At 64.5% G+C, this 18863-nt stretch carries 20 protein-coding genes and 3 pseudogenes; 13 read left to right on the plus strand and 10 right to left on the minus strand.

Going from position 1 to position 18863, the window contains the following annotated elements; all coding sequences use genetic code 11:
* From EN781_RS35115 to EN781_RS04635, 5 genes and pseudogenes are all read right to left on the minus strand, one after another.
* Positions 1-146 (minus strand): annotated as a pseudogene (locus EN781_RS35115) (bifunctional folylpolyglutamate synthase/dihydrofolate synthase); the annotation flags it as partial.
* 182 nt (positions 147-328) lie between these two features.
* Positions 329-1195: pseudogene (accD, locus tag EN781_RS04620) on the minus strand (acetyl-CoA carboxylase, carboxyltransferase subunit beta); the annotation flags it as partial.
* Between the two features lie 39 nt (positions 1196-1234).
* A complete protein-coding gene (trpA, locus tag EN781_RS04625) occupies positions 1235-2074 on the minus strand; it encodes a tryptophan synthase subunit alpha (RefSeq protein ID WP_126057129.1) in 840 nt (279 codons plus the stop codon).
* Positions 2075-2076: 2 nt separating this feature from the next.
* A complete protein-coding gene (trpB, locus tag EN781_RS04630) occupies positions 2077-3297 on the minus strand; it encodes a tryptophan synthase subunit beta (protein WP_126057130.1) in 1221 nt (406 codons plus the stop codon).
* Between the two features lie 26 nt (positions 3298-3323).
* On the minus strand, positions 3324-3983 hold the full coding sequence (locus EN781_RS04635; RefSeq protein ID WP_126057131.1) for a phosphoribosylanthranilate isomerase: 660 nt from the start codon (positions 3981-3983) through the stop codon (positions 3324-3326).
* A gap of 111 nt (positions 3984-4094) precedes the next feature.
* Here EN781_RS04635 and EN781_RS04640 point away from each other — a divergent pair, with 111 nt between their 5' ends.
* Positions 4095-4313 (plus strand): hypothetical protein, encoded by a 219-nt coding sequence (locus tag EN781_RS04640; protein ID WP_126057132.1) that lies wholly within the window; start codon positions 4095-4097, stop codon positions 4311-4313.
* A 27-nt stretch (positions 4314-4340) separates the two neighbouring features.
* Here EN781_RS04640 and EN781_RS04645 read toward each other — a convergent pair whose 3' ends face one another.
* From EN781_RS04645 to EN781_RS04660, 4 genes are all read right to left on the minus strand, one after another.
* Positions 4341-5099 (minus strand): M48 family metallopeptidase, encoded by a 759-nt coding sequence (locus EN781_RS04645; RefSeq protein WP_126057133.1) that lies wholly within the window; start codon positions 5097-5099, stop codon positions 4341-4343.
* Between the two features lie 99 nt (positions 5100-5198).
* On the minus strand, positions 5199-5672 hold the full coding sequence (locus tag EN781_RS04650; RefSeq protein WP_126057134.1) for a DUF2852 domain-containing protein: 474 nt from the start codon (positions 5670-5672) through the stop codon (positions 5199-5201).
* Positions 5673-5747: 75 nt separating this feature from the next.
* Entirely contained in the window at positions 5748-6932 is a 1185-nt protein-coding gene (locus EN781_RS04655; protein ID WP_126057135.1) for a benzoate/H(+) symporter BenE family transporter, read from the minus strand.
* Positions 6933-6934: 2 nt separating this feature from the next.
* On the minus strand, positions 6935-7705 hold the full coding sequence (locus EN781_RS04660; RefSeq protein ID WP_126057136.1) for an alpha/beta hydrolase: 771 nt from the start codon (positions 7703-7705) through the stop codon (positions 6935-6937).
* Between the two features lie 219 nt (positions 7706-7924).
* Here EN781_RS04660 and infC point away from each other — a divergent pair, with 219 nt between their 5' ends.
* The 8 genes from infC to EN781_RS04700 all read left to right on the plus strand — a co-directional run bounded on the left by infC (position 7925) and on the right by EN781_RS04700 (position 14849).
* Positions 7925-8461, plus strand: a complete 537-nt coding sequence (gene infC, locus EN781_RS04665) for a translation initiation factor IF-3 (RefSeq protein ID WP_126057137.1) — start codon at positions 7925-7927, stop codon at positions 8459-8461.
* 208 nt (positions 8462-8669) lie between these two features.
* Positions 8670-9320, plus strand: coding sequence for an isoprenylcysteine carboxylmethyltransferase family protein (locus EN781_RS04670; RefSeq protein WP_126057138.1), 651 nt, complete (start codon positions 8670-8672; stop codon positions 9318-9320).
* Between the two features lie 238 nt (positions 9321-9558).
* Entirely contained in the window at positions 9559-9762 is a 204-nt protein-coding gene (gene rpmI / locus EN781_RS04675; RefSeq protein WP_027166935.1) for a 50S ribosomal protein L35, read from the plus strand.
* A gap of 37 nt (positions 9763-9799) precedes the next feature.
* Positions 9800-10201 carry a 50S ribosomal protein L20 gene (rplT, locus tag EN781_RS04680; protein ID WP_042637600.1) on the plus strand — a complete coding sequence of 134 codons (402 nt, stop codon included), beginning with the start codon at positions 9800-9802 and terminating at the stop codon, positions 10199-10201.
* Between the two features lie 95 nt (positions 10202-10296).
* On the plus strand, positions 10297-11382 hold the full coding sequence (gene pheS, locus EN781_RS04685) for a phenylalanine--tRNA ligase subunit alpha (protein WP_126057139.1): 1086 nt from the start codon (positions 10297-10299) through the stop codon (positions 11380-11382).
* Entirely contained in the window at positions 11379-11801 is a 423-nt protein-coding gene (locus EN781_RS04690) for a GFA family protein (protein WP_126057140.1), read from the plus strand. Before pheS ends, EN781_RS04690 begins: the two co-directional genes overlap by 4 nt.
* Positions 11798-14206 (plus strand): phenylalanine--tRNA ligase subunit beta, encoded by a 2409-nt coding sequence (gene pheT, locus EN781_RS04695; RefSeq protein ID WP_126057141.1) that lies wholly within the window; start codon positions 11798-11800, stop codon positions 14204-14206. Before EN781_RS04690 ends, pheT begins: the two co-directional genes overlap by 4 nt.
* 40 nt (positions 14207-14246) lie before the next feature.
* The gene (locus EN781_RS04700; protein WP_126057142.1) at positions 14247-14849 is read left to right on the plus strand and encodes a nucleotidyltransferase family protein; all 603 of its coding nucleotides are present in this window, start codon (positions 14247-14249) and stop codon (positions 14847-14849) included.
* 239 nt (positions 14850-15088) lie between these two features.
* On the opposite strand, the gene EN781_RS04710 is transcribed toward EN781_RS04700, so the two are convergent.
* The gene (locus tag EN781_RS04710; protein WP_126057143.1) at positions 15089-16084 is read right to left on the minus strand and encodes an aldo/keto reductase; all 996 of its coding nucleotides are present in this window, start codon (positions 16082-16084) and stop codon (positions 15089-15091) included.
* A 96-nt stretch (positions 16085-16180) separates the two neighbouring features.
* Here EN781_RS04710 and EN781_RS04715 point away from each other — a divergent pair, with 96 nt between their 5' ends.
* The 4 genes and pseudogenes from EN781_RS04715 to EN781_RS35120 all read left to right on the plus strand — a co-directional run.
* Positions 16181-17071, plus strand: coding sequence for a LysR family transcriptional regulator (locus EN781_RS04715; RefSeq protein ID WP_126057144.1), 891 nt, complete (start codon positions 16181-16183; stop codon positions 17069-17071).
* A 141-nt stretch (positions 17072-17212) separates the two neighbouring features.
* Complete coding sequence (locus EN781_RS04720) at positions 17213-17785, plus strand: cytochrome b (RefSeq protein WP_126057145.1); 573 nt, start codon at positions 17213-17215, stop codon at positions 17783-17785.
* A gap of 69 nt (positions 17786-17854) precedes the next feature.
* Positions 17855-18430, plus strand: a complete 576-nt coding sequence (locus EN781_RS04725; protein WP_126057146.1) for a YceI family protein — start codon at positions 17855-17857, stop codon at positions 18428-18430.
* 268 nt (positions 18431-18698) lie between these two features.
* Positions 18699-18863, plus strand: a pseudogene (locus tag EN781_RS35120) (gfo/Idh/MocA family oxidoreductase); the annotation flags it as partial.

Consider the following 18863-nt stretch of genomic DNA (forward strand, 5'->3'; position numbering starts at 1 on the left):
GCAATGTGGATTGCCGGCGGGATCAACTCCTGCGGATTGCCGAGACGTTCGAGCAGCCGCGTGATGCGGTCGAGCGAAAGGTCGAAGCCCTTCGGGTGAAGCGCCATCAGGCTTTCGATTTCGCGGTCGGCGGCAAGCGTTGTCATGGACGAATCCTAGCGCATGACCCCGAAACCGGAAATCGGTTTCGGAAAGGATCATGCGCAAATCAAAAAGCTACAGCACCGGACGGTGCGCGCAATCGCGCCTCGCGGCGTTCAGTGTCGCGTCACGCCTGCGGTCGCGCTTCCGGCTGGGCGAGCGCCGGCGGCAGGATCTCGGGCTCGAGCGGCTTGTCTGCCTGCGGCATCTTGAGCAGCATCTTCAGAAGCCGCGCGATGGTCTGGCGCATCTCCAGCCTCGACACCACCATGTCGACCATGCCGTGCTCCATCAGATATTCGGAGCGCTGGAAGCCGTCGGGCAGTTTTTCGCGGATGGTCTGCTCGATGACGCGCGGCCCGGCGAAGCCGATCAGCGCACCGGGCTCGGCGATGTGGACGTCGCCCAGCATGGCATAGGAGGCGGTGACGCCGCCGGTCGTCGGGTTGGTCAGCACGACGATATAGGGCAGGCCGGCTTCCTTCAGTCGGTCGACGCCGACCGTGGTGCGCGGCAATTGCATCAGTGAAAGGATGCCTTCCTGCATGCGGGCGCCGCCGGAGGCCGCGAACAGGATCAGCGGCCGCCTGCGCTGCAGGGCAACCTCGAACGCATGGACGATGGCGTCGCCGGCGGCCATGCCGAGCGAGCCGCCCATGAAGGCGAAGTCCTGCACGGTCACCACCACCGGCAGGCCTTCGATGCTGCCCAGCGCATTGACGATCGCATCCTCCAGCCCGGTCTTGGCCTTGGCGTCCTTCAGCCGGTCGGTGTAGCGCTTCTCGTCGCGGAATTTCAGCGGGTCCTGCACGACCTTGGGATTTTCCAGCGTCTCGTATTTGCCGTCGTCGAAGAAATACTTCAGCCGCTCCTTGGCCGAGATCTTCATGTGATGGCCGGAGGACGGGATGACGAACTGGTTGGATTCGAGATCCTTATGGAACACCATCTCGCCGGTCTCGGGATCCTTGATCCAGAGATTCTCGGGCATGTCGGTGCGCCGGCCGAGCATCGAATTGATCTTCGGGCGAACGTAATTGGTGATCCAGTTCATCGCTTCGGCTCCCGTCCTGACGAGGAAGAGGTAGGAAAACTATTCGGCGGCGGCAAGGCGGGCCGAGCGGACGCCCTGGGCAAGGCCGCTGACCAAAGTAGCCACCGCCTCGGCCGGATCGGCGGTCTTTTCGCCCTTCGGCCCCAGCACGTTGGCGACCGCGTTGACGATGGCGGTGCCGACGACGACGCCGTCGGCCGAGGCGCCGATGGTGCGCGCCTGCTCGGCGGTCTTGACGCCGAAGCCGACGCAGACCGGCAGCTCGGTGTGACCCTTGATGCGCTTGACCGCCGCCGCCACCTTGGCGGTGTCGGCGAGCGCGGAGCCGGTGATGCCGGTCATCGAGACGTAATAGACGAAGCCGGAGGTGTTCTCCAACACCTTGGGCAGGCGCCTGTCGTCGGTGGTCGGCGTCGCCAGGCGGATGAAGTTGATGCCGGCTTTCAGCGCCGGGATGCAGAGTTCCTCGTCCATTTCCGGCGGCAGGTCGACGACGATCAGCCCGTCGATGCCGCTCGCCTTGGCGTCGGTGAGGAAGCGCTCGACGCCGTAGATGTAGATCGGGTTGTAGTAGCCCATCAGCACGATCGGCGTCTCATTGTCGCTCGCGCGGAATTCCGACGCCATCCTCAGCGTCTTGACCAGCGTCTGGCCGCCCTTGAGGGCTCTCAGGCCCGCCGCCTGGATGGCCGGACCGTCGGCCATTGGATCGGAAAACGGCATGCCGAGCTCGATGACGTCGCTGCCTGCTCCGGGCAGCGCCTTCATGATGGCGAGGGAAGTGTCGTAGTCGGGGTCGCCGCCCATGAAATAGGTGACGAGCGCCGGGCGGCCCTCGGCTTTCAACTTGGCCATGCGGCGGTCGATGCGGGTCGTCATGTTCAGATCTCCATGCCCAGCATGTTGGCCACCGTGTGCACGTCCTTGTCGCCGCGGCCGGACAGGTTGACGATGACGATCTGGTCCTTGTCCATGGCCGGCACAATCTTCATCGCATGGGCGATGGCATGGGCCGATTCCAACGCCGGGATGATGCCTTCGACGCGCGTCGTCAGTTGGAAGGCTTCCAACGCCTCGTCGTCGAGGATCGGCACATATTCGACGCGGCCAGAGTCGCGCAGCCAGGAATGCTCCGGCCCGACGCCCGGATAGTCGAGACCGGCCGAGATCGAATGGCCGTCCATGATCTGGCCATCCGAATTTTGCAGAAGATAGGTGCGGTTGCCATGCAGCACGCCGGGCGCGCCGGCGTTCATCGAGGCGCAATGCTCGACGCCGTCGAGGCCGCGCCCGCCGGCCTCGATGCCGATGATGCGGACGTCCTTGTCGTCGAGGAAAGGGTGGAACAGGCCGATGGCGTTGGAGCCACCGCCGACGGCGGCGATGATCGTGTCGGGCAGCCGGCCTTCCTGTTCAAGGATCTGGGCGCGGGCTTCCGTGCCGATCACGGACTGGAAGTCGCGCACCAGCTCCGGATAGGGATGCGGGCCGGCCGCGGTGCCGATCAGGTAATAGGTGTCCTCGACATTGGTCACCCAATCACGCAGCGCCTCATTCATGGCGTCCTTCAGCGTGCCGTGGCCGGCGGTGACCGGCCGCACCTCGGCGCCGAGCAGCTTCATGCGAAAGACGTTGGGGCTCTGGCGGGCGACGTCGGTGGCGCCCATGTAGACGACGCACGGATAGCCGAAGCGCGCCGCGACTGTGGCGGAGGCAACGCCATGCTGGCCGGCGCCAGTCTCGGCAATGATGCGCTTCTTGCCCATGCGCTTGGCAAGCAGGATCTGGCCGAGGCAATTGTTGATCTTGTGCGAGCCGGTGTGGTTCAAATCCTCGCGCTTGAAATAGACCTTGGCGCCGCCGAGATGTTTCGTGAGGCCTTCGGCGAAATAGAGCTTTGACGGCCGCCCGGCATAGTAGGTCGACAGGGCGGTTAGCTCGGCCTTGAACTCCGGATCATTCTTGGCCTCGTTCCAGTGTCGTTCGAGGTCGAGGATCAGCGGCATCAGCGTCTCAGCGACGAAGCGGCCGCCGAAGATGCCGAACATGCCCTGCTCGTCGGGCCCGGTGCGGAAGGAATTGGGCATAGCCGGCTTGTTCATCGCCGATCTCCTGGTTCAAGAATTGCTCAGGCGGCGCGGTCGTCGCGCGCGGCCCTGACGGCCCGGAAAAACTGCTCGATCAGCGCCGGTTCCTTGACGCCCGGGGCGCTCTCCACCCCCGACGAAATGTCGATACCGGGCGGATTGGCTGATCTCAGGGCATCGCCGATGTTGGCGGCGTTGAGCCCACCGGAAAGCATGTAATCGACGCCGGCGTCAAGGCCGGCAAGGATATGCCAGTCGAAGGCGACGCCGTTGCCGCCCGGCAATTCGGAACCTTTCGGCGGCTTGGCGTCGAACAGGAAGCGGTCGGCGATGCCGACGAACGGTTTTATCCGCTCCAGATCGGCCCCTTCGCTGATCGACAATGCCTTCATCACCGGCAGGCCATAGCGGGCTTTCACCTCGGCCACCCGCTCGGGCGTTTCGGTGCCATGCAGCTGCAGCATATCAGGCTGCATCCTGGCGACGATCTCATCCAGGAACGCATCACCGGCGTCGACGGTCACGGCAACCGCCAGGGCCTTGCCGCGCGCCGCCTCGCGCAGACGGCCAGCGTCGGCGGGCTCGATATAGCGAGGGCTCTTGGCGAAAAAGATGAAGCCGACATGGCTGGCGCCGCCAGCCAGCGCCGCGGCCATTGCCTCGTCGGTCTTCAACCCGCAGATCTTGATGTCGAGCGCCATGGCGCGGGGATTGGCACGAAACGGCCGAAGAGTCGAGAAAAAGCATGCTGTTGCCGCCACCGCGGAAAGCACTACCTTTCAAAGAGGGACAACAGGCGGGAGCAGACAATCATGGCCGACCAGACCGTTGCCGAACTCAGGCAGAAGATCGCGCAAGCGCGCGAGGTGATCTCGCATCTGATGGACAAGGCCGCCTTCAACGGCGCCGAGGCGCACCGCGCGCTGGATTATTTCGGTGGTGACGCCTTCGACCGCAATTTCCTGCCGTGGCCACAACATGGCGCCGAGGGGTTGCGACCGGAGGAACTGAACGCGGCGAATGATGACTGAGCGGCCGGCCCAAGGCCGCCCGCAGCGTCAATCGAACACGATGGCCTGCAGGGCGCCGCCATTGCGCTTCAGCCAGTCCTTGCAGCGGTCGGTGTCGGGGCAGAGCTTTTCGCACAGTTTCCAGAATTTCGGGCCGTGGTTCATCTCTTTCAGATGCGCCACCTCATGCGCGACGAGGTAGTTTATCACCGGCGCCGGCGCCATCATGATGCGCCAGGAGAAGGATAGATTGCCTTCCGAGGTGCACGAGCCCCAGCGGCTGGAGGTGTCCTTGAAGCGGATCGCCTTGGCGCGCTTGCCGAGCGCTTCGGTGTGTTTGACCACCAGCTTCTCGATCTCGCGCTTGGCCTCGCGCTTCAGATAATCGGCGATGCGGCGCGGCAGGTGCACGCGCTCGCCATGCACGATGAGCAGCGGGCCGCGCTCGTCGCGCGAGATGGTGACGGTGCCACGCTTGGACGGATCATGGACGATGCGATGCGCCACGCCGCGCACCGGAATCTTGATGCCCGGCCGCACCTGCGGCCTTGTCGGCACCTTGGCCAGCCGCTGCTCCAGCCAATCCTGATGACGATCCAGGAATTTCTCCACCTCGCCGCGGCGCAGGCCCGGCGGCACGGTGATGCGCAGGCCCTGGCCGCCGGAATCGATGCGCAGCGTCAACCGGCGCGCCCTGTGGTTCTCGACGATCTTGAGCGGCAGCGTGCGACCGGCGACTTTATGCTCGCGCTCGACGACAGGCGCTGGCTTGGGTTTCGTCAGATTGCGGAAGAACCCGATGGTCATGGCAGAACGATACGCGATTCGAGGAAAACGGATAGAACAAAAAAGAAACGGCGCCGCTCGCGCGACGCCGCCTATCGTGCCGAGACCTGTCGCGGGGTCTCAGTCGTCAAGCAGGTTCGAGCCCTTGCCGCGCTTCGAAGTCGTCGACCCGGTGGTCGTCGTCGGAGCGGTCGGCTTGTTGCGCTGAGCCATGAAACGGTCAAACTCGTCCTGGTCCTTGGCGCGGCGCAGCTCGCGGGCATATTCATCGAACTCCGTCAGCATCTCGTCAAGCTTGCGGCGTTCCTCGGCCAGGCGGTCGAGCTCCTTCTCGCGCCAATCGTCGAAGGCGACGTTGCCGGTGCGCGACGAGCCGTGGCCCCAGCGCGCGGCCTTGTCGGAGCCGCGGCGGCAGCCGGCGAAGATGCCGTCGGTAGCGCGGTTCACGTCACGCTTGAAGCCGTCGAGCCGGTCGCCCCAGATGATGTAGGCGAGCATGGCGAAGCCGAGCGGCCAGAACACCATGAAGCCGATCACCATCAGTGCGATGGTCGCCGGCGTCCAGGCCGGACGGATCAATGCAGTTGTGTTCATTTTCTCCCAGTCCTTCCGTTGGAGACAGCCAATTCCGGCTGCGTGGAATCGAAATGGGAAGGGCAAAACAGCGATTCAAGACGAGCGCACCCAAAAGCGGACAAGAGGCTGAAATGATTGTCTCATTTTGAGTTCTTCGAGGAAAAGCACAACCATGCCGGCGACCAGGCCCCAAAATGCCGCGCCAACGCCGAACAGCGTCAGGCCCGAAGCGGTGACGGCGAAGGTGACGATCGCGGCCATGCGGTGGCCCTCGTCCTTGAGCGCGATCGAAAGCGCATTGGTCAGCGGCGCGATCAGCGCAAGACCCGCCACCAGCACGATCAGGCTCTGCGGCAATACTGCGAAGATCGCCACCAGCGAGGCGCCGAAGACGGCGAAGACGAAATAGGCGAGTGCGTAGAAAGGCCCGGTCTTCCAGCGTTCGGCGGGGTCGGGATGGACGTCCGGCCCGGTGCAGATCGCCGCCGAAATGGCCGCCAGGTTGGAGGTGGCGCCGCCAAATGGCGCCGACAGCAGGGAAAAGAAGCCGGTAACGCCGATCAGCGGGCCGGGCTCGGGATGATAGCCGGCGGCTCTGAGCACGGCGAGGCCGGAGAGGTTCTGCGAAGCCATGGTGACAAGGTAGAGCGGCAGCGCGAGCCCGATGATGGCGCTCGCCGTGAAATGCGGCGCGATCAGCGTCAGCGTCGACAGTTCCGGCACCGGCAGGCCGCCGACACGGCCGGTCAGGAAGGCGGCCAGCCCGCCGCCGATCAGCACCGCCAGCACCGACAGCGCCGGGTTGAACAGCCGGATGACGAAGAAGGCCGCGATCAGCGGCAGGATCAGCCAGGGGTCGCCGGGAATGGCCTTGAAGGCATTGGTGGCGAAGCCGACGAGGATGCCGGCCAGCATGCCGGAAGCAACGGACGGCGGAATCCTGGCAATCAGCTGGGTCAGCGGCTTGAACAGGCCGGTGGCGACCAAAAGGACGGCAGTTACGATGAAGGCGCCGACCGCCTCGCCCACGGAAAAGCCGCTCGATGCCGCGACCAGCGCCAGACCGGGCGTCGACCAGGCGGTGATAATGGGCATCTTCGTGCGCCAGGACAGCCACAGGCACTCGACGGCCATCGCCAGGCAGATCGCCGTCACCCCGCTCGCGGTTTCGGTCTGGGTCGCGCCGACCGCCTTGGCGGCGGCGATGACGACGGCCAGCGTGCCGCCGAAACCGATGATCGCCGCAACGAAAGCGGATATCGGAATGGAGATGCGCATGCTCACGGGCCTCGCTGCACCACATCGCCCACCACCCGCACCAGCATGTCGAGATCCTGCGGCCGTGACAGGCGGTGGTCGCCGTCAGGAATGAGCGAAAGCGTCACGTCGTCGGCCGGCAGGAGCGCCGCGAGCTTCAGCGCATGGCTGGACGGCACTTCCGGATCGGCGAGGCCCTGCAGGATGTGCACCGGGCAATGGGTATCGATCGGCCCGTCCATCACCAGGTTCCGCCTGCCGTCCTCGATCAGAGCACGGGTGTAGATATAGGGCTCGGCCGAATAGTCCGACGGTTCGGCGAAGAACCCTTTCTCGGACAGATCGTGTTTCTGCGCCTCGGTCAGCACCGGCTCGATCAACTCGGCGGTAAAATCCGGCGCCGGCGCCAAAAGCACCAGGCCGGCGACGTTGGCGTCACCCGTCTTGCGCAGCTCCTGCACCATGCGCAGCGCAATCCAGGCGCCCATCGAGGAGCCGACCAGGATCTGGCTGCCCTGCGTGAAACGGCGAAACACAGCAAGGCTTTCGGCCAGCCATTTCGAGATGGTGCCGTCGGCGAAGGCGCCGCCGGACTCGCCATGTCCGGAATAATCGTGGCGCAAGAAGGCCCGGCCATCTTTTGCCGCCCATCCGGCCAGCGTCTCGGCCTTGGTGCCCAGCATGTCCGATTTGTAGCCGCCGAGCCAGACGATGCCGGGCGCGGCACCTTGCGCCTGCCTGACGGCGATGCTGGTTCCCTCGACATCCAGATACACGGGAGCGTTGGCGGTCATGGCTGGCGGTAGGTCCTGTTCCTCACGCCGGTCTTTTGGCACGGCGGGGCGTTCGACGAAAAGTGCTCAGTAACTTTCTTTGCTTGGTGCAGGCGCGGGATCAGGTGATTTCTTGAGAAGCCTGTGCTATTGACTTGCGCCGCGCGCTCACCACATTGGCGCGTCCCGACGATCCGAACTTTTGAACCCTGAACGAAACGGCCCAAGGAGACCACGACCATTCGCAGACCTTTCAAAGCAGCGGCGCCCACCAAGGATGGGCCGCGCTCCAACCGTGACATCCGGGTTCCCCGGGTCCAGCTTATCGACGCCGAAGGCCAGAACCGTGGCGAAGTTTCCATCAACGACGCATTGCTGCTCGCCGAAGAAGCCGGGCTCGACCTCGTCGAGATATCGCCCAACGCACAGCCGCCCGTCGTAAAAATCCTCGATCTCGGCAAGCTGAAATACGCCAACCAGAAGAAGGCGGCCGAGGCGCGCAAGAACCAGAAGGTCATCGAGATCAAGGAGATCAAGATGCGCCCGAACATCGACAGCCATGACTACGAGACCAAGATGAAGGCGGTGCGCCGCTTCTTCGAGGAAGGCGACAAGGTCAAGCTTACGCTGCGCTTCCGCGGCCGCGAGATGGCGCATATGGAACTCGGCATGCAGCTTCTGAACAAGGTCCGCGAGGAGGTGGCGCCGATCGCCAAGGTCGAGGCGGAACCAAAGCTCGAAGGCCGCCAGATGATGATGGTGCTGGCGCCCCGTTAAACGGGGCGGGCACCTTCTTCCAGTCCGATCCGTGCCGCATGACTGCCCAAGCCTTCGCTTCGATCACGGCTTCGAGAAAGCAGAATTGACCAGCCTTCACCGCAGCGTGCCCTAAAATCCGCCTGAATTGCGGAGCAGGGCGTCCCGACGATCGGCGGGGCGCCAGTTTTCAATCCGATCGCCGGCAATCTCGACGATCGGATGTATCATGGTCGATGACGTCAAATTCCCTGACACCACCCATGCAAAATATGGGTTGGGCAATTACCAGCAAATACGCAGAATGGTGATTGCGGTGCTGATCGTGGTGCTGTTCGCAGCGCTGTTGTTCGGCCAGTCGACCTTTCCGCCCGATACCTGGGTGCATGAGTCGATCGAGATGTTGGGTGTGCTGCTGATCTTCCTCGGCGTCGTCGGCCGCCTGTGGTCGACGCTCTATATCGGCGGACGCAAATCCTCCGAAGTGGTTACCGGCGGCCCCTACTCGATCACCCGCAACCCGCTCTATGTGTTCTCGACGGTCGCCGCCGCCGGCGTCGGGGCGCAGATCGGCTCGTTCACCGGGATCATCCTCTTCGCGGCCCTATGCGCCGGCGCCTTCCACATCGTCATCCTGCGCGAGGAGAAGTTCCTCAAGGAGGCGCTCGGCGCACCCTACCAGACCTATGTCGCGCGCGTGCCGCGCTTCTTTCCCAACCTCTCGCTCTACGATGAAGGCGATACCGGCAGCTTCAAGCCGCGCCTGCTGCTCACCACGCTGCTCGACGGGCTGGTGTTCCTGGTCGCCCTGCCGGCCTTCGAGCTGATTGACGGCGCGCAGCAGTCGGGTGTGCTGCCGGTGCTTTTCCGCCTTCCCTGAAGGACAGAGCGTCGCACAGCCTGAGGTGTTGCGCCCGGGCCCGCTTTGATCTATAGGACCGCCGTTCCGCGTATCGGCCCGGAAATCATCTCTGATTTACGGAACGCACGATACGCAGAGCAAAAAACAAAAACCGCCCGGCAGGGCATGCCGTGGCGGTTTCATTTGCTTTTCGGGCTTTGGTCGGCCCGAAGCGAACAAGAAGCGCGATGGTGCGCCCACAATACGGAGTAGCAAAATGCCCAAGATGAAGACCAAATCGGCCGCCAAGAAGCGGTTCAAGATTACTGCCACCGGCAAGGTGCTGTCGGCTGCCGCCGGCAAGCGCCACGGCATGATCAAGCGTTCCAACAAGTTCATTCGCGATGCCCGCGGCACGATGGTTCTGGCTGAACCGGACGGCAAGAAGGTCATCAAGAATTTTCTGCCGAACGGCCTCTGAGCATTCGGCCTGGACAACGTTTTAAGGAGATCATGACATGGCACGCGTAAAGAGAGGCGTCACCGCTCACGCCAAGCACAAGAAGGTCCTGAAAGCCGCCAAGGGTTTCTACGGCCGCCGGAAGAACACCATCCGCATCGCCAAGCAGGCGGTGGAAAAGTCGCTGCAGTACGCCTATCGTGACCGCAAGAACCGCAAGCGTTCGTTCCGCGCGCTGTGGATCCAGCGCATCAACGCCGCGACCCACGAGCACGGCCTGACCTATGGCCGCTTCATCGACGGCCTCAACAAGGCCGGCATCGAGATCGACCGCAAGGTCCTGTCGGACATGGCCATCCACGAGCCGCAGGCTTTCGCCGCGCTGGTGGCCAAGGCCAAGGTCGCGCTCGAATACCTCAAGAACACCACGCCGAACGCTTTTGAAAGCGCTGTAGCCTAACCAGCGCCTTCCCAAGCTTATTCGACACTTGATTTGGGAAACCCGCGCTGGCAGGGCTGGCGCGGGTTTTTCTTTGGCTCAATCAGGTCTGGAACATGAGTGACATGGAAACTCTCGAAAATTCCCTGATGGCCGACATTGCGTCGGCCGCCGACGAGCAGGCGATCGAGGCGGTGCGTGTCTCGGCGCTGGGCAAGAAGGGCTCGGTCTCCGAAATGCTGAAGACGCTTGGCGCGATGAGCGCCGAGGAGCGGCAGGTGAAAGGCCCGGCGATCAACGGGCTGAAGAACCGCGTCACCGAGGCGCTCACGGCGCGCAAGGCGGAACTGAAGGACGTGGCGATCGCTGCCCGGCTGGCCGCCGAGACAGTCGACGTGACGCTGCCGGTGCGCCAGTCGCCGGCCGAGCGCGGCCGCATCCATCCGATCAGCCAGGTCATCGACGAGATCGCGGCGATCTTCGGCGACCTCGGCTTCGCCATCGCCGAAGGTCCCGATGTCGAGACCGACTATTACAATTTCACCGCGCTGAACTTCCCGGAAGGCCATCCGGCGCGCGAGATGCACGACACCTTCTTCTTCCAGCCGGACGAGAAGGGCGAGCGCAAGCTGTTGCGCACGCACACCTCGCCGGTGCAGATCCGCACCATGGAGCGGCAGAAGCCGCCAATCCGCATCGTCATTCCCGGCAAGACCTACCGGCAGGATTCGGACGCCACGCACTCGCCGATGTTCCATCAGGTCGAGGGTTTGGTGATCGACAGATCAGCCAACGTCGCCAACATGAAGTGGGTGCTGGAGGAGTTCTGCAAGGCGTTCTTCGAGGTGCCTAACGTCAAGATGCGCTTCCGGCCGTCCTTCTTCCCGTTCACCGAGCCGAGCCTCGAGGTCGACATCCAGTGCGACCGTTCGCGGCCCGGCGAGGTGCGCTTCGGCGAAGGCTCCGACTGGATGGAGATACTGGGCTGCGGCATGGTGCATCCCAACGTGCTGCGCCATGGCGGACTCGATCCCAACGAATACCAGGGCTTTGCCTGGGGCTTGGGCATCGACCGCATCGCCATGCTGAAATACGGCATGCCGGACCTGCGCGCCTTCTTCGACGCCGATGTGCGCTGGCTGTCGCATTACGGCTTCCGGCCGCTCGACATGCCGACGCTGTTCGGAGGCCTCTCCGCATGACAGCGCCGCACACCGGCGGCTGCCGCTGCGGCGCGGTGCGGTTCGAGGCGTCAGCCGAGCCGCACCACATCAGCTATTGCCATTGCGGCGATTGCCGGCGGGCGAGCGGCGCGCCGGTGTCGGCCTTTGTCGGCTTCATGGCCGACCAGGTGGCGCTCGACGGCAAGGCGCTGAAGAAGTTCGAGAACGGCCCGGTGACGCGATCCTTCTGTGGCATTTGCGGCTCGCCAATCGCCTATGTGGACGGGCGGCTCAACGGCCACATCTATTTCACGCTCGGTGCCATGGACATGCCGGCCTATTTCAAGCCGACGCACCATGCCCATGTGCGCGAGCAGCTTCCCTTCCTGCACATGCCGGACGACTTGCCGAGACACCTGAAGACCAGCGTGCCCAGACCCAACGGAACACAGCTATGAAATTCACCCTCTCCTGGCTCAAGGACCATCTCGAGACCGACGCGTCGCTGACCGAGATCGTCGAACGGCTGACCGCGATCGGCCTCGAGGTCGAACATGTCGACGACAAGGCGGGCCTGAAGCCCTTCGTCATCGCTAAAGTGCTGACGGCAGTGCAGCATCCCGACGCCGACCGGCTGCGCGTGTTGACGGTCGACACCGGCGACGGCAAGCCGCCGGTGCAAGTGGTTTGCGGCGCGCCGAACGCCCGCGCCGGCCTGATCGGCGCCTTCGCCGCGCCCGGCACCTATGTTCCCGGCATCGACGTGACGCTCTCGGTCGGCAAGATCCGCGGCGTCGAGAGCCACGGCATGATGTGCTCCGAGCGCGAGCTGGAGATTTCCGACGAGCACAATGGCATCATCGACTTGCCGGCGGATGCGCCGCTCGGCACCAGCTTCGCCGCCTATGCCCATCTCGACGACCCGGTGATCGAGATCAATCTGACGCCGAACCGGCCGGATGCGACCAGCGTCTACGGCATCGCACGCGACCTCGCGGCGAGCGGGCTCGGCCGGCTCGTCGGCGGCGGGATCATGCCACATGCCGGTACCGGCATGTGTCCAGTCAAGGTCAAGATCGAGGCTCCGGAGCTCTGCCCCGGCTTCGCGCTCACGTTGGTCAGAGGCGTGAGGAACGGCCCGTCGCCAAAATGGCTGCAGCAGAGGCTGCTCGCCATCGGGCTCAGGCCCATCAGCGCTCTGGTCGACATCACCAACTACGTCACCTTCGACCGCGGCAGGCCGCTGCATGTGTTCGATGCCGCAAAGGTCGCCGGCAACTTGACCGTACGCCGGGCAAAGGACGGCGAACAGGTACTGGCGCTCGACGGCCGCGAATACACGCTGACGCCCGAGATGTGCGTGATCGCCGACGAGGACGGCGTCGAATCCATCGCCGGCATCATGGGCGGCGAGCATTCCGGCTGCGATGAGAACACCACCGACGTGCTGATCGAGTCGGCGCTTTGGGACCCGATTACCACGGCGCGCACCGGCCGCACGCTCGGCATCATCTCCGATGCGCGCTACCGCTTCGAACGCGGTGTCGACCCCGAATTCATGGTGCCAGGCCTCGAACTGGCGACAAAGCTGGTGCTCGACTTCTGCGGCGGTATGCCGACGGAGATCGAGGTTGCCGGCTATGCCGGCCACAGGGCGAAGGTGGTTTCCTTCCCGTTGTCGGAGGTCAGGCGGCTGACCGGCATCGAGGTGCCAAGAGAGGAAGCGCTCGCTATCCTGACCCGCCTGGGCTTCGAGCCGCGCAGTTCGGGCGACGACGTAGAGGTGAAGGTGCCGTCCTGGCGGCCGGATGTCGACGGCAAGGCCGACCTGGTCGAGGAGGTGATGCGCATCCACGGCGTCGACAACATCGCGCCGCAGCCGCTTGGCGCGCATGACGCGGTCAACGGCAGGATCCTGACGACACTGCAGATCCGCACCCGCGCGGCGAAGCGAGCGCTGGCCGTGCGCGGCATGATGGAGGCCGTGACCTGGTCCTTCATTCCGGCAAAGCATGCCGAGCTGTTCGGCGGCGGCCAGACGGCGCTGAAGCTCGCCAACCCGATCGCCGCCGACATGTCGGACATGCGGCCTTCGCTGCTGCCTGGGCTCATTTCGGCGGCACAACGCAATGCCGACCGGGGCATCGGCGACGTGGCGCTGTTCGAAGTCTCCGGCACCTATGAAGGCGATTTGCCCGACCAGCAGCGGCGCGTCGCCGCCGGCGTGCGGCGCGGCACGGCCAAACTCGACGGCTCCGGCCGCAGCTGGGCCGGCAATTCCGGGCCAGTCGGCGTGTTCGACGCCAAGGCGGACGCGATCGCCGCGCTCGAAGCCTGCGGCGCGCCGGTCGACCGGCTGCAGATCGAGCCCGGCGGCCCGGCCTGGTACCACCCCGGCCGCTCCGGCACGATCAAGCTCGGGCCGAAGACGGTGCTCGGCACGTTCGGCGAGTTCCATCCGAAGACGCTGGAAGCGCTCGATGTCTCCGGGCCGCTCTGCGGCTTCGAGGTATATGTCGATGCGGTGCCGGAGCCAAAAGCCAAGCCGACACGGACCAAGCCGAAGCTGGAGCTCTCCGCCTTCCAGGCGGTGAAGCGCGATTTCGCCTTCGTCGTCGACAGGACGGTCGAGGCCGGCACGCTGGTGCGCGCCGCACTCGCTGCCGACAAGAAGCTGGTCACCGGCGTCTCGGTCTTCGACATCTTCGAGGGCGCGTCACTGGGCGCGGCCAAGAAGTCGATCGCCATCGAGGTGTCGATCCAGCCGCTCGAGAAGACGCTGACCGACGAGGATTTCGAGGCGCTGGCCAAACGCATCGTCGAGAACGTCAACAAGCAGACGGGCGGCGTGCTGAGGACTTGAGGGGATTGCCGTCAGATGGCGAATCGTCCTCCAAAGGGCGATGGACCATCTGCGCTATTCCGGCCTTCCTTTTGAAGAACAGCGCGCGGCGTTCCTCGGCATCATCGCGACCGACCCGCTCATTGGCGAAACACTGGCGCGGGTGCGTGATCTCGCGCTGCCGGACTGGCTGATGGTGTCGGGCGCGCTCTACAACAGCGTCTGGAACCATCTGACCGGCAAGCCGCCGGGCTACGGCATCAAGGATGTCGACCTGTTCTATTTCGACGATGCCGACCTTTCCTACGAGGCCGAGGATGCGGTGATCCGCCGGGCGGCGCTGCACTTCGCAGGGCTGGCGCTGCCGGTCGAGGTGCGCAACCAGGCGCGGGTGCATCTGTGGTATCCGGAGAAGTTCGGGCAGGAATGCCCGCGCTATGCGAGCGCAAGCGAGTCCGTCAGCTATTTTGCTTCGAAGACGCACGCGGTTGGAGTGCGGTACGATGCACAGGGGCGCCTCGATCTTGTGGCGCCGTTCGGGCTCGACGATATTTTTTCCTTCCGCATCACGCCTAATCGGGCGCTGGACAATCAGCGGACGCATGAGGTGAAGGGGGCGCGGGCGCGGGAGTATTGGCCGGAGATTCGTATGGTGGCCTGGTAAGATAGGTGTGTGCGAGGCGCCCCCCTCTGCCCTGCCGGGCATCTCCCCCACAAGGGGGGAGATCAGCAGCTTTGACGCCGCGCCTTTCCTTCAAACGTTCGTAATTGGCGAAAGCGGCGGTGACAGCCAATCTCCCCCCTTGAGGGGGAGATGTCCGGCAGGACAGAGGGGGTGCCTCGCACCAGCACCTCAACAAAAGGGGCGCCGAAGCGTCCCTTTCCATTCAGCATTCTGCGTACTCACCCATTCACCAGCGCCATCAGCTCCTCGGTATAGCGCTTGCCGACCACCTTATCCGGCGACAGCGCGTCGCCGATGGCAGCCACCTCCGCAGCACTCAATTCGACCCCGGCTGCTGCCGTGTTCTGCTCCAGATGGCGGATTTTCCGCGCGCCGGGGATCGGCACGATGAAATCGCCCTGGTGCAGCACCCAGGCGAGCGCCAGTTGTGCCGATGTCACGCCCTTCTCCGCCGCCATCTTTTCCAGTGTGGCAACAACCTTGGCGTTGGCTGCCATGGCTTCGGCCTGGAAGCGCGGCAGGCCGAGGCGCCAGTCGCCGGCGCCGAGGACATCGGGCTTGGCGATCGTGCCGGTGAGCAGGCCGCGTCCCAGCGGGCTGTAGGGCACAAAGCCGATGCCGAGCTCGCGGCAGACGGCGAACACCTCATCCTCGGGGTCGCGGCTCCACAGCGAATATTCGCTCTGCACCGCCGATATCGGGTGCACGGCATGCGCCCGGCGGATGGTCGTCGCACTCGCCTCCGAGAGGCCGAGGGCGCGGACCTTGCCCTCGCGCACCAGCTCGGCCATGGCGCCGACTGTGTCCTCGATCGGCACGTTGGGGTCGACACGGTGCTGGTAATAGAGGTCGATCACATCGGTATTCAAGCGCTTGAGCGAGGCCTCGGCCACTGCCTTGACATGTTGGGGGCGGCTGTCGACGCCGGCCATGCGGTCGGTGCCGCTGCCCTCCTCCAGGATCTTGAAGCCGAATTTGGTGGCGATCGTCACCTTGTCACGCACCGGCTTCAACGCCTTGCCGAGCAGGATCTCGTTCTCGTAGGGGCCATAGACCTCGGCCGTGTCGAAGAAGGTGACGCCGATCTCGATGGCGCGGCGCAGCGTGGCGATCGCCTCGGCTTCCGGCTGGCCGCCATAGCCGAAGCTCATGCCCATGCAGCCGAGGCCGACGGGGAAGACTTCGAGTTCAGTTCCAAGCTTGCGGGTTTGCATGGCGCATCTCCTTGTTGCGATGGGGGAGAAATAGTGCCTTGCACGCCGTTCGATAATCATGTCTCTTTCGCACAACTTGTTCCAAAAGATAGATCAATGAACCGAACGAACCTTTCCCAGCTCGCGGTGCTCGCCACGGTCGCCCAATGCGCCAGCTTCCGCGGCGCCGCGCGCGAGCTCGGCATTGCGCCGTCGGCAGTCAGCCACGCGGTGTCGAGCCTGGAGGCCCGGCTCGGCGTGCGGCTCCTGGCCCGCAGCACGCGCAGCGTGGCGCCGACAGAGGAGGGCGCGCAGTTGCTCGAACGGCTGCGGCCAGCATTGTCCGAGATCGACCTTGCGCTGGAGACGGCGGTAGAGGCGCGCGACCGACCGGCCGGCAACCTGCGGCTGACCGTGCCGCGCACGGCAGCGCACCTGACGCTGACGCCGAGGCTCGGCGCCTTCGCCGTCGCCTATCCCGACATCGTGCTGGAAATTGTCATCGAGGACCGCTTCACCGATGTCGTCGAGGGCGGCTTCGACGCCGGCGTCAGGCTCGGCGAGAGCCTGCAGCGCGACATGATCGCGGTGCGCATCGGCCCGGATCTTCGCGGTGCCGTGGTCGGCGCGCCGTCCTATTTCGCGACCAGCCCCAAGCCGAGCCACCCGCGCGAGCTTGCCGACCACCGCTGCATCCGCTTCCGCTTTTCCAGCGGCATCCTCTATCGCTGGGAGTTCGAGAAGGACGGCGAGGAGATCGAGATCGCTGCGCAAGGGCCGCTAATCCTCGACGAGGACCATCTGATCGCCCAGGCGGCGGTCGGCGGCGCCGGGCTCGCCTTCGTCTTCGAGGACTATGTCCGCACCCCGCTCGCAACCGGCAGGCTGATCCGCGTGCTGGATGACTGGTGCCCATCCTTCGACGGCTTCTTCGTCTATTATCCGAGCCGTCGGCAGATGCGGCCGGCGCTCAGGGCTTTCGTGGATTTCTTCAAGGTGAGCGGGTAGGCGCGCTGCAGGCCCGCGGCGAAACCATCGCTCCAAGGTTGGTCGCCAACCTTATTGGCCGCCGCCGGCGCCCGGAATTGTGTGGAGAGTGGGGCATAGGGTAGCCTGGAAGAAAGCTGACCTCAGCGGCGTTTTTCGGCCATGGAATCGTCAATCACCAACACCTCCACCCGCTACGGCTGGGCAACGATCATCCTGCACTGGCTGATCGGGTTGATCTTCATCGGCCAGTTCGTGCTCGGCTTCGCGATGATGCGGATCGAAAGCCAGCGCACCGCCTTCGAGCTGATCCAGCTGCACAAATCCTTCGGCTTCCTGCTGCTTGGCTTGATCATCCTGCGCGTCGCGTGGCGGCTCGGCAATGCGGTGCCACCCTTGCCGTCATCGGTCGGCACCCTGGAGCGGCGGGCAGCACCACTCGCGCATATTCTGCTCTATGCCTTCCAGATCGCGCTGCCTCTGTCCGGCTGGGCGCTGGTGTCGGTCTCGACGCTGGAAATCCCCAGCATGCCATTCAATCTGTTCGTGATGCCCAACCTGCCGCTGGCCGTATCCGACGCGGCGGAGAGCTTCTGGACGGCGGCGCACTGGTATCTTGCCTATGCCGGCATCGCGCTTGTCGCGCTGCACATACTGGCGGCATTGCGCCACCATTTCTGGCTGCGCGATAGCGTGCTTGCGCGCATGATCACGCCTTCGTCAGGTGAGGAATAGAACGGCATCGTCATTCGTTGGTGAGGCGAGAAGGCAGCAATGCGCTGCCTCAGCAAAAGGACCATCCCCATGCATGCGCGGATCCTCGGATACGCGGCCGTTGCTGCTTGCCTTGCCATGCCTGTTTACGCGGCAGTGGCGCTCAGCGACGCCGCCGGCAGCTACACGATCAGCCCGGCCGCATCGAGCATCCGTTTCACCATCGGCAAGGCCGGCGGCGGCGGGTTCGACGGCGCCTTCGCCCGCTTCAAGGGCAGCATCCGCATCGATGACGCCAATGTCGAACGCTCGCAGGTCAACCTCACCATCTATCCCGAGAGCGTCGGCACCGGCCAGAACCGCATCGATGCCTTCCTGCGCTCCGACGCGGTGTTCGACAGCGCCAACAGCCCGGAAATCCAGTTCCGCTCGACCAGCGTGACCCGTACCGGCGACACGACGGCCTTGGTCACCGGCCGGCTGACGGCGCGCGGCAAGACGTTTCCGGAAAAATTCACCGCCGAGCTCAGCAGCCTCAAGGCCGGCACGATCAAATTCCACGTCACCGGCAGGGTGCTGAGGTCGCGCTACGGCATGGATGTCGGCACGCCGATCTATTCCAACGTCGTCAACTTCGACATGACGCTGACGGGCAAGAGGGGCTAGTTCCAAGCTCGCCCCCCTCGGGTTCGTCATCCCAGGGCGAAGCAAGGAGCGAAGCGACGCGCGCAGACCCGGGGATCCATTCCGTGATGCTAAGGCGTTGCAACGGTTACAGAATTCTGCACCGTTGCACCTTACGTCACAGGTCACGGAATGGATCCTCGGGTCAAGCCCGAGGATGACGAAGACGCTTTGTGACCCGCGTCTGCGATTGGCTTTTCCCCTGAATTGGGGCACACCTCCATGATGCAATTCGACATGGAGAAGCGTGATGTTCCGATGGGGTGTTCTGTCGACGGCCAAGATCGGCCGCGAGCAGCTGTTGCCGGCGATCGTCGAGGCGGAGAACGGCGTCCTGTCGGCGATCGCCAGCCGCGATCTGGCGAAAGCCCGGGCGCTCGCCGACCGTTTCGGCGCGCCGCATGCTTTCGGCTCC

Source organism: Mesorhizobium sp. M4A.F.Ca.ET.090.04.2.1 (genome assembly GCF_003999085.1).
Lineage (GTDB): Bacteria > Pseudomonadota > Alphaproteobacteria > Rhizobiales > Rhizobiaceae > Mesorhizobium.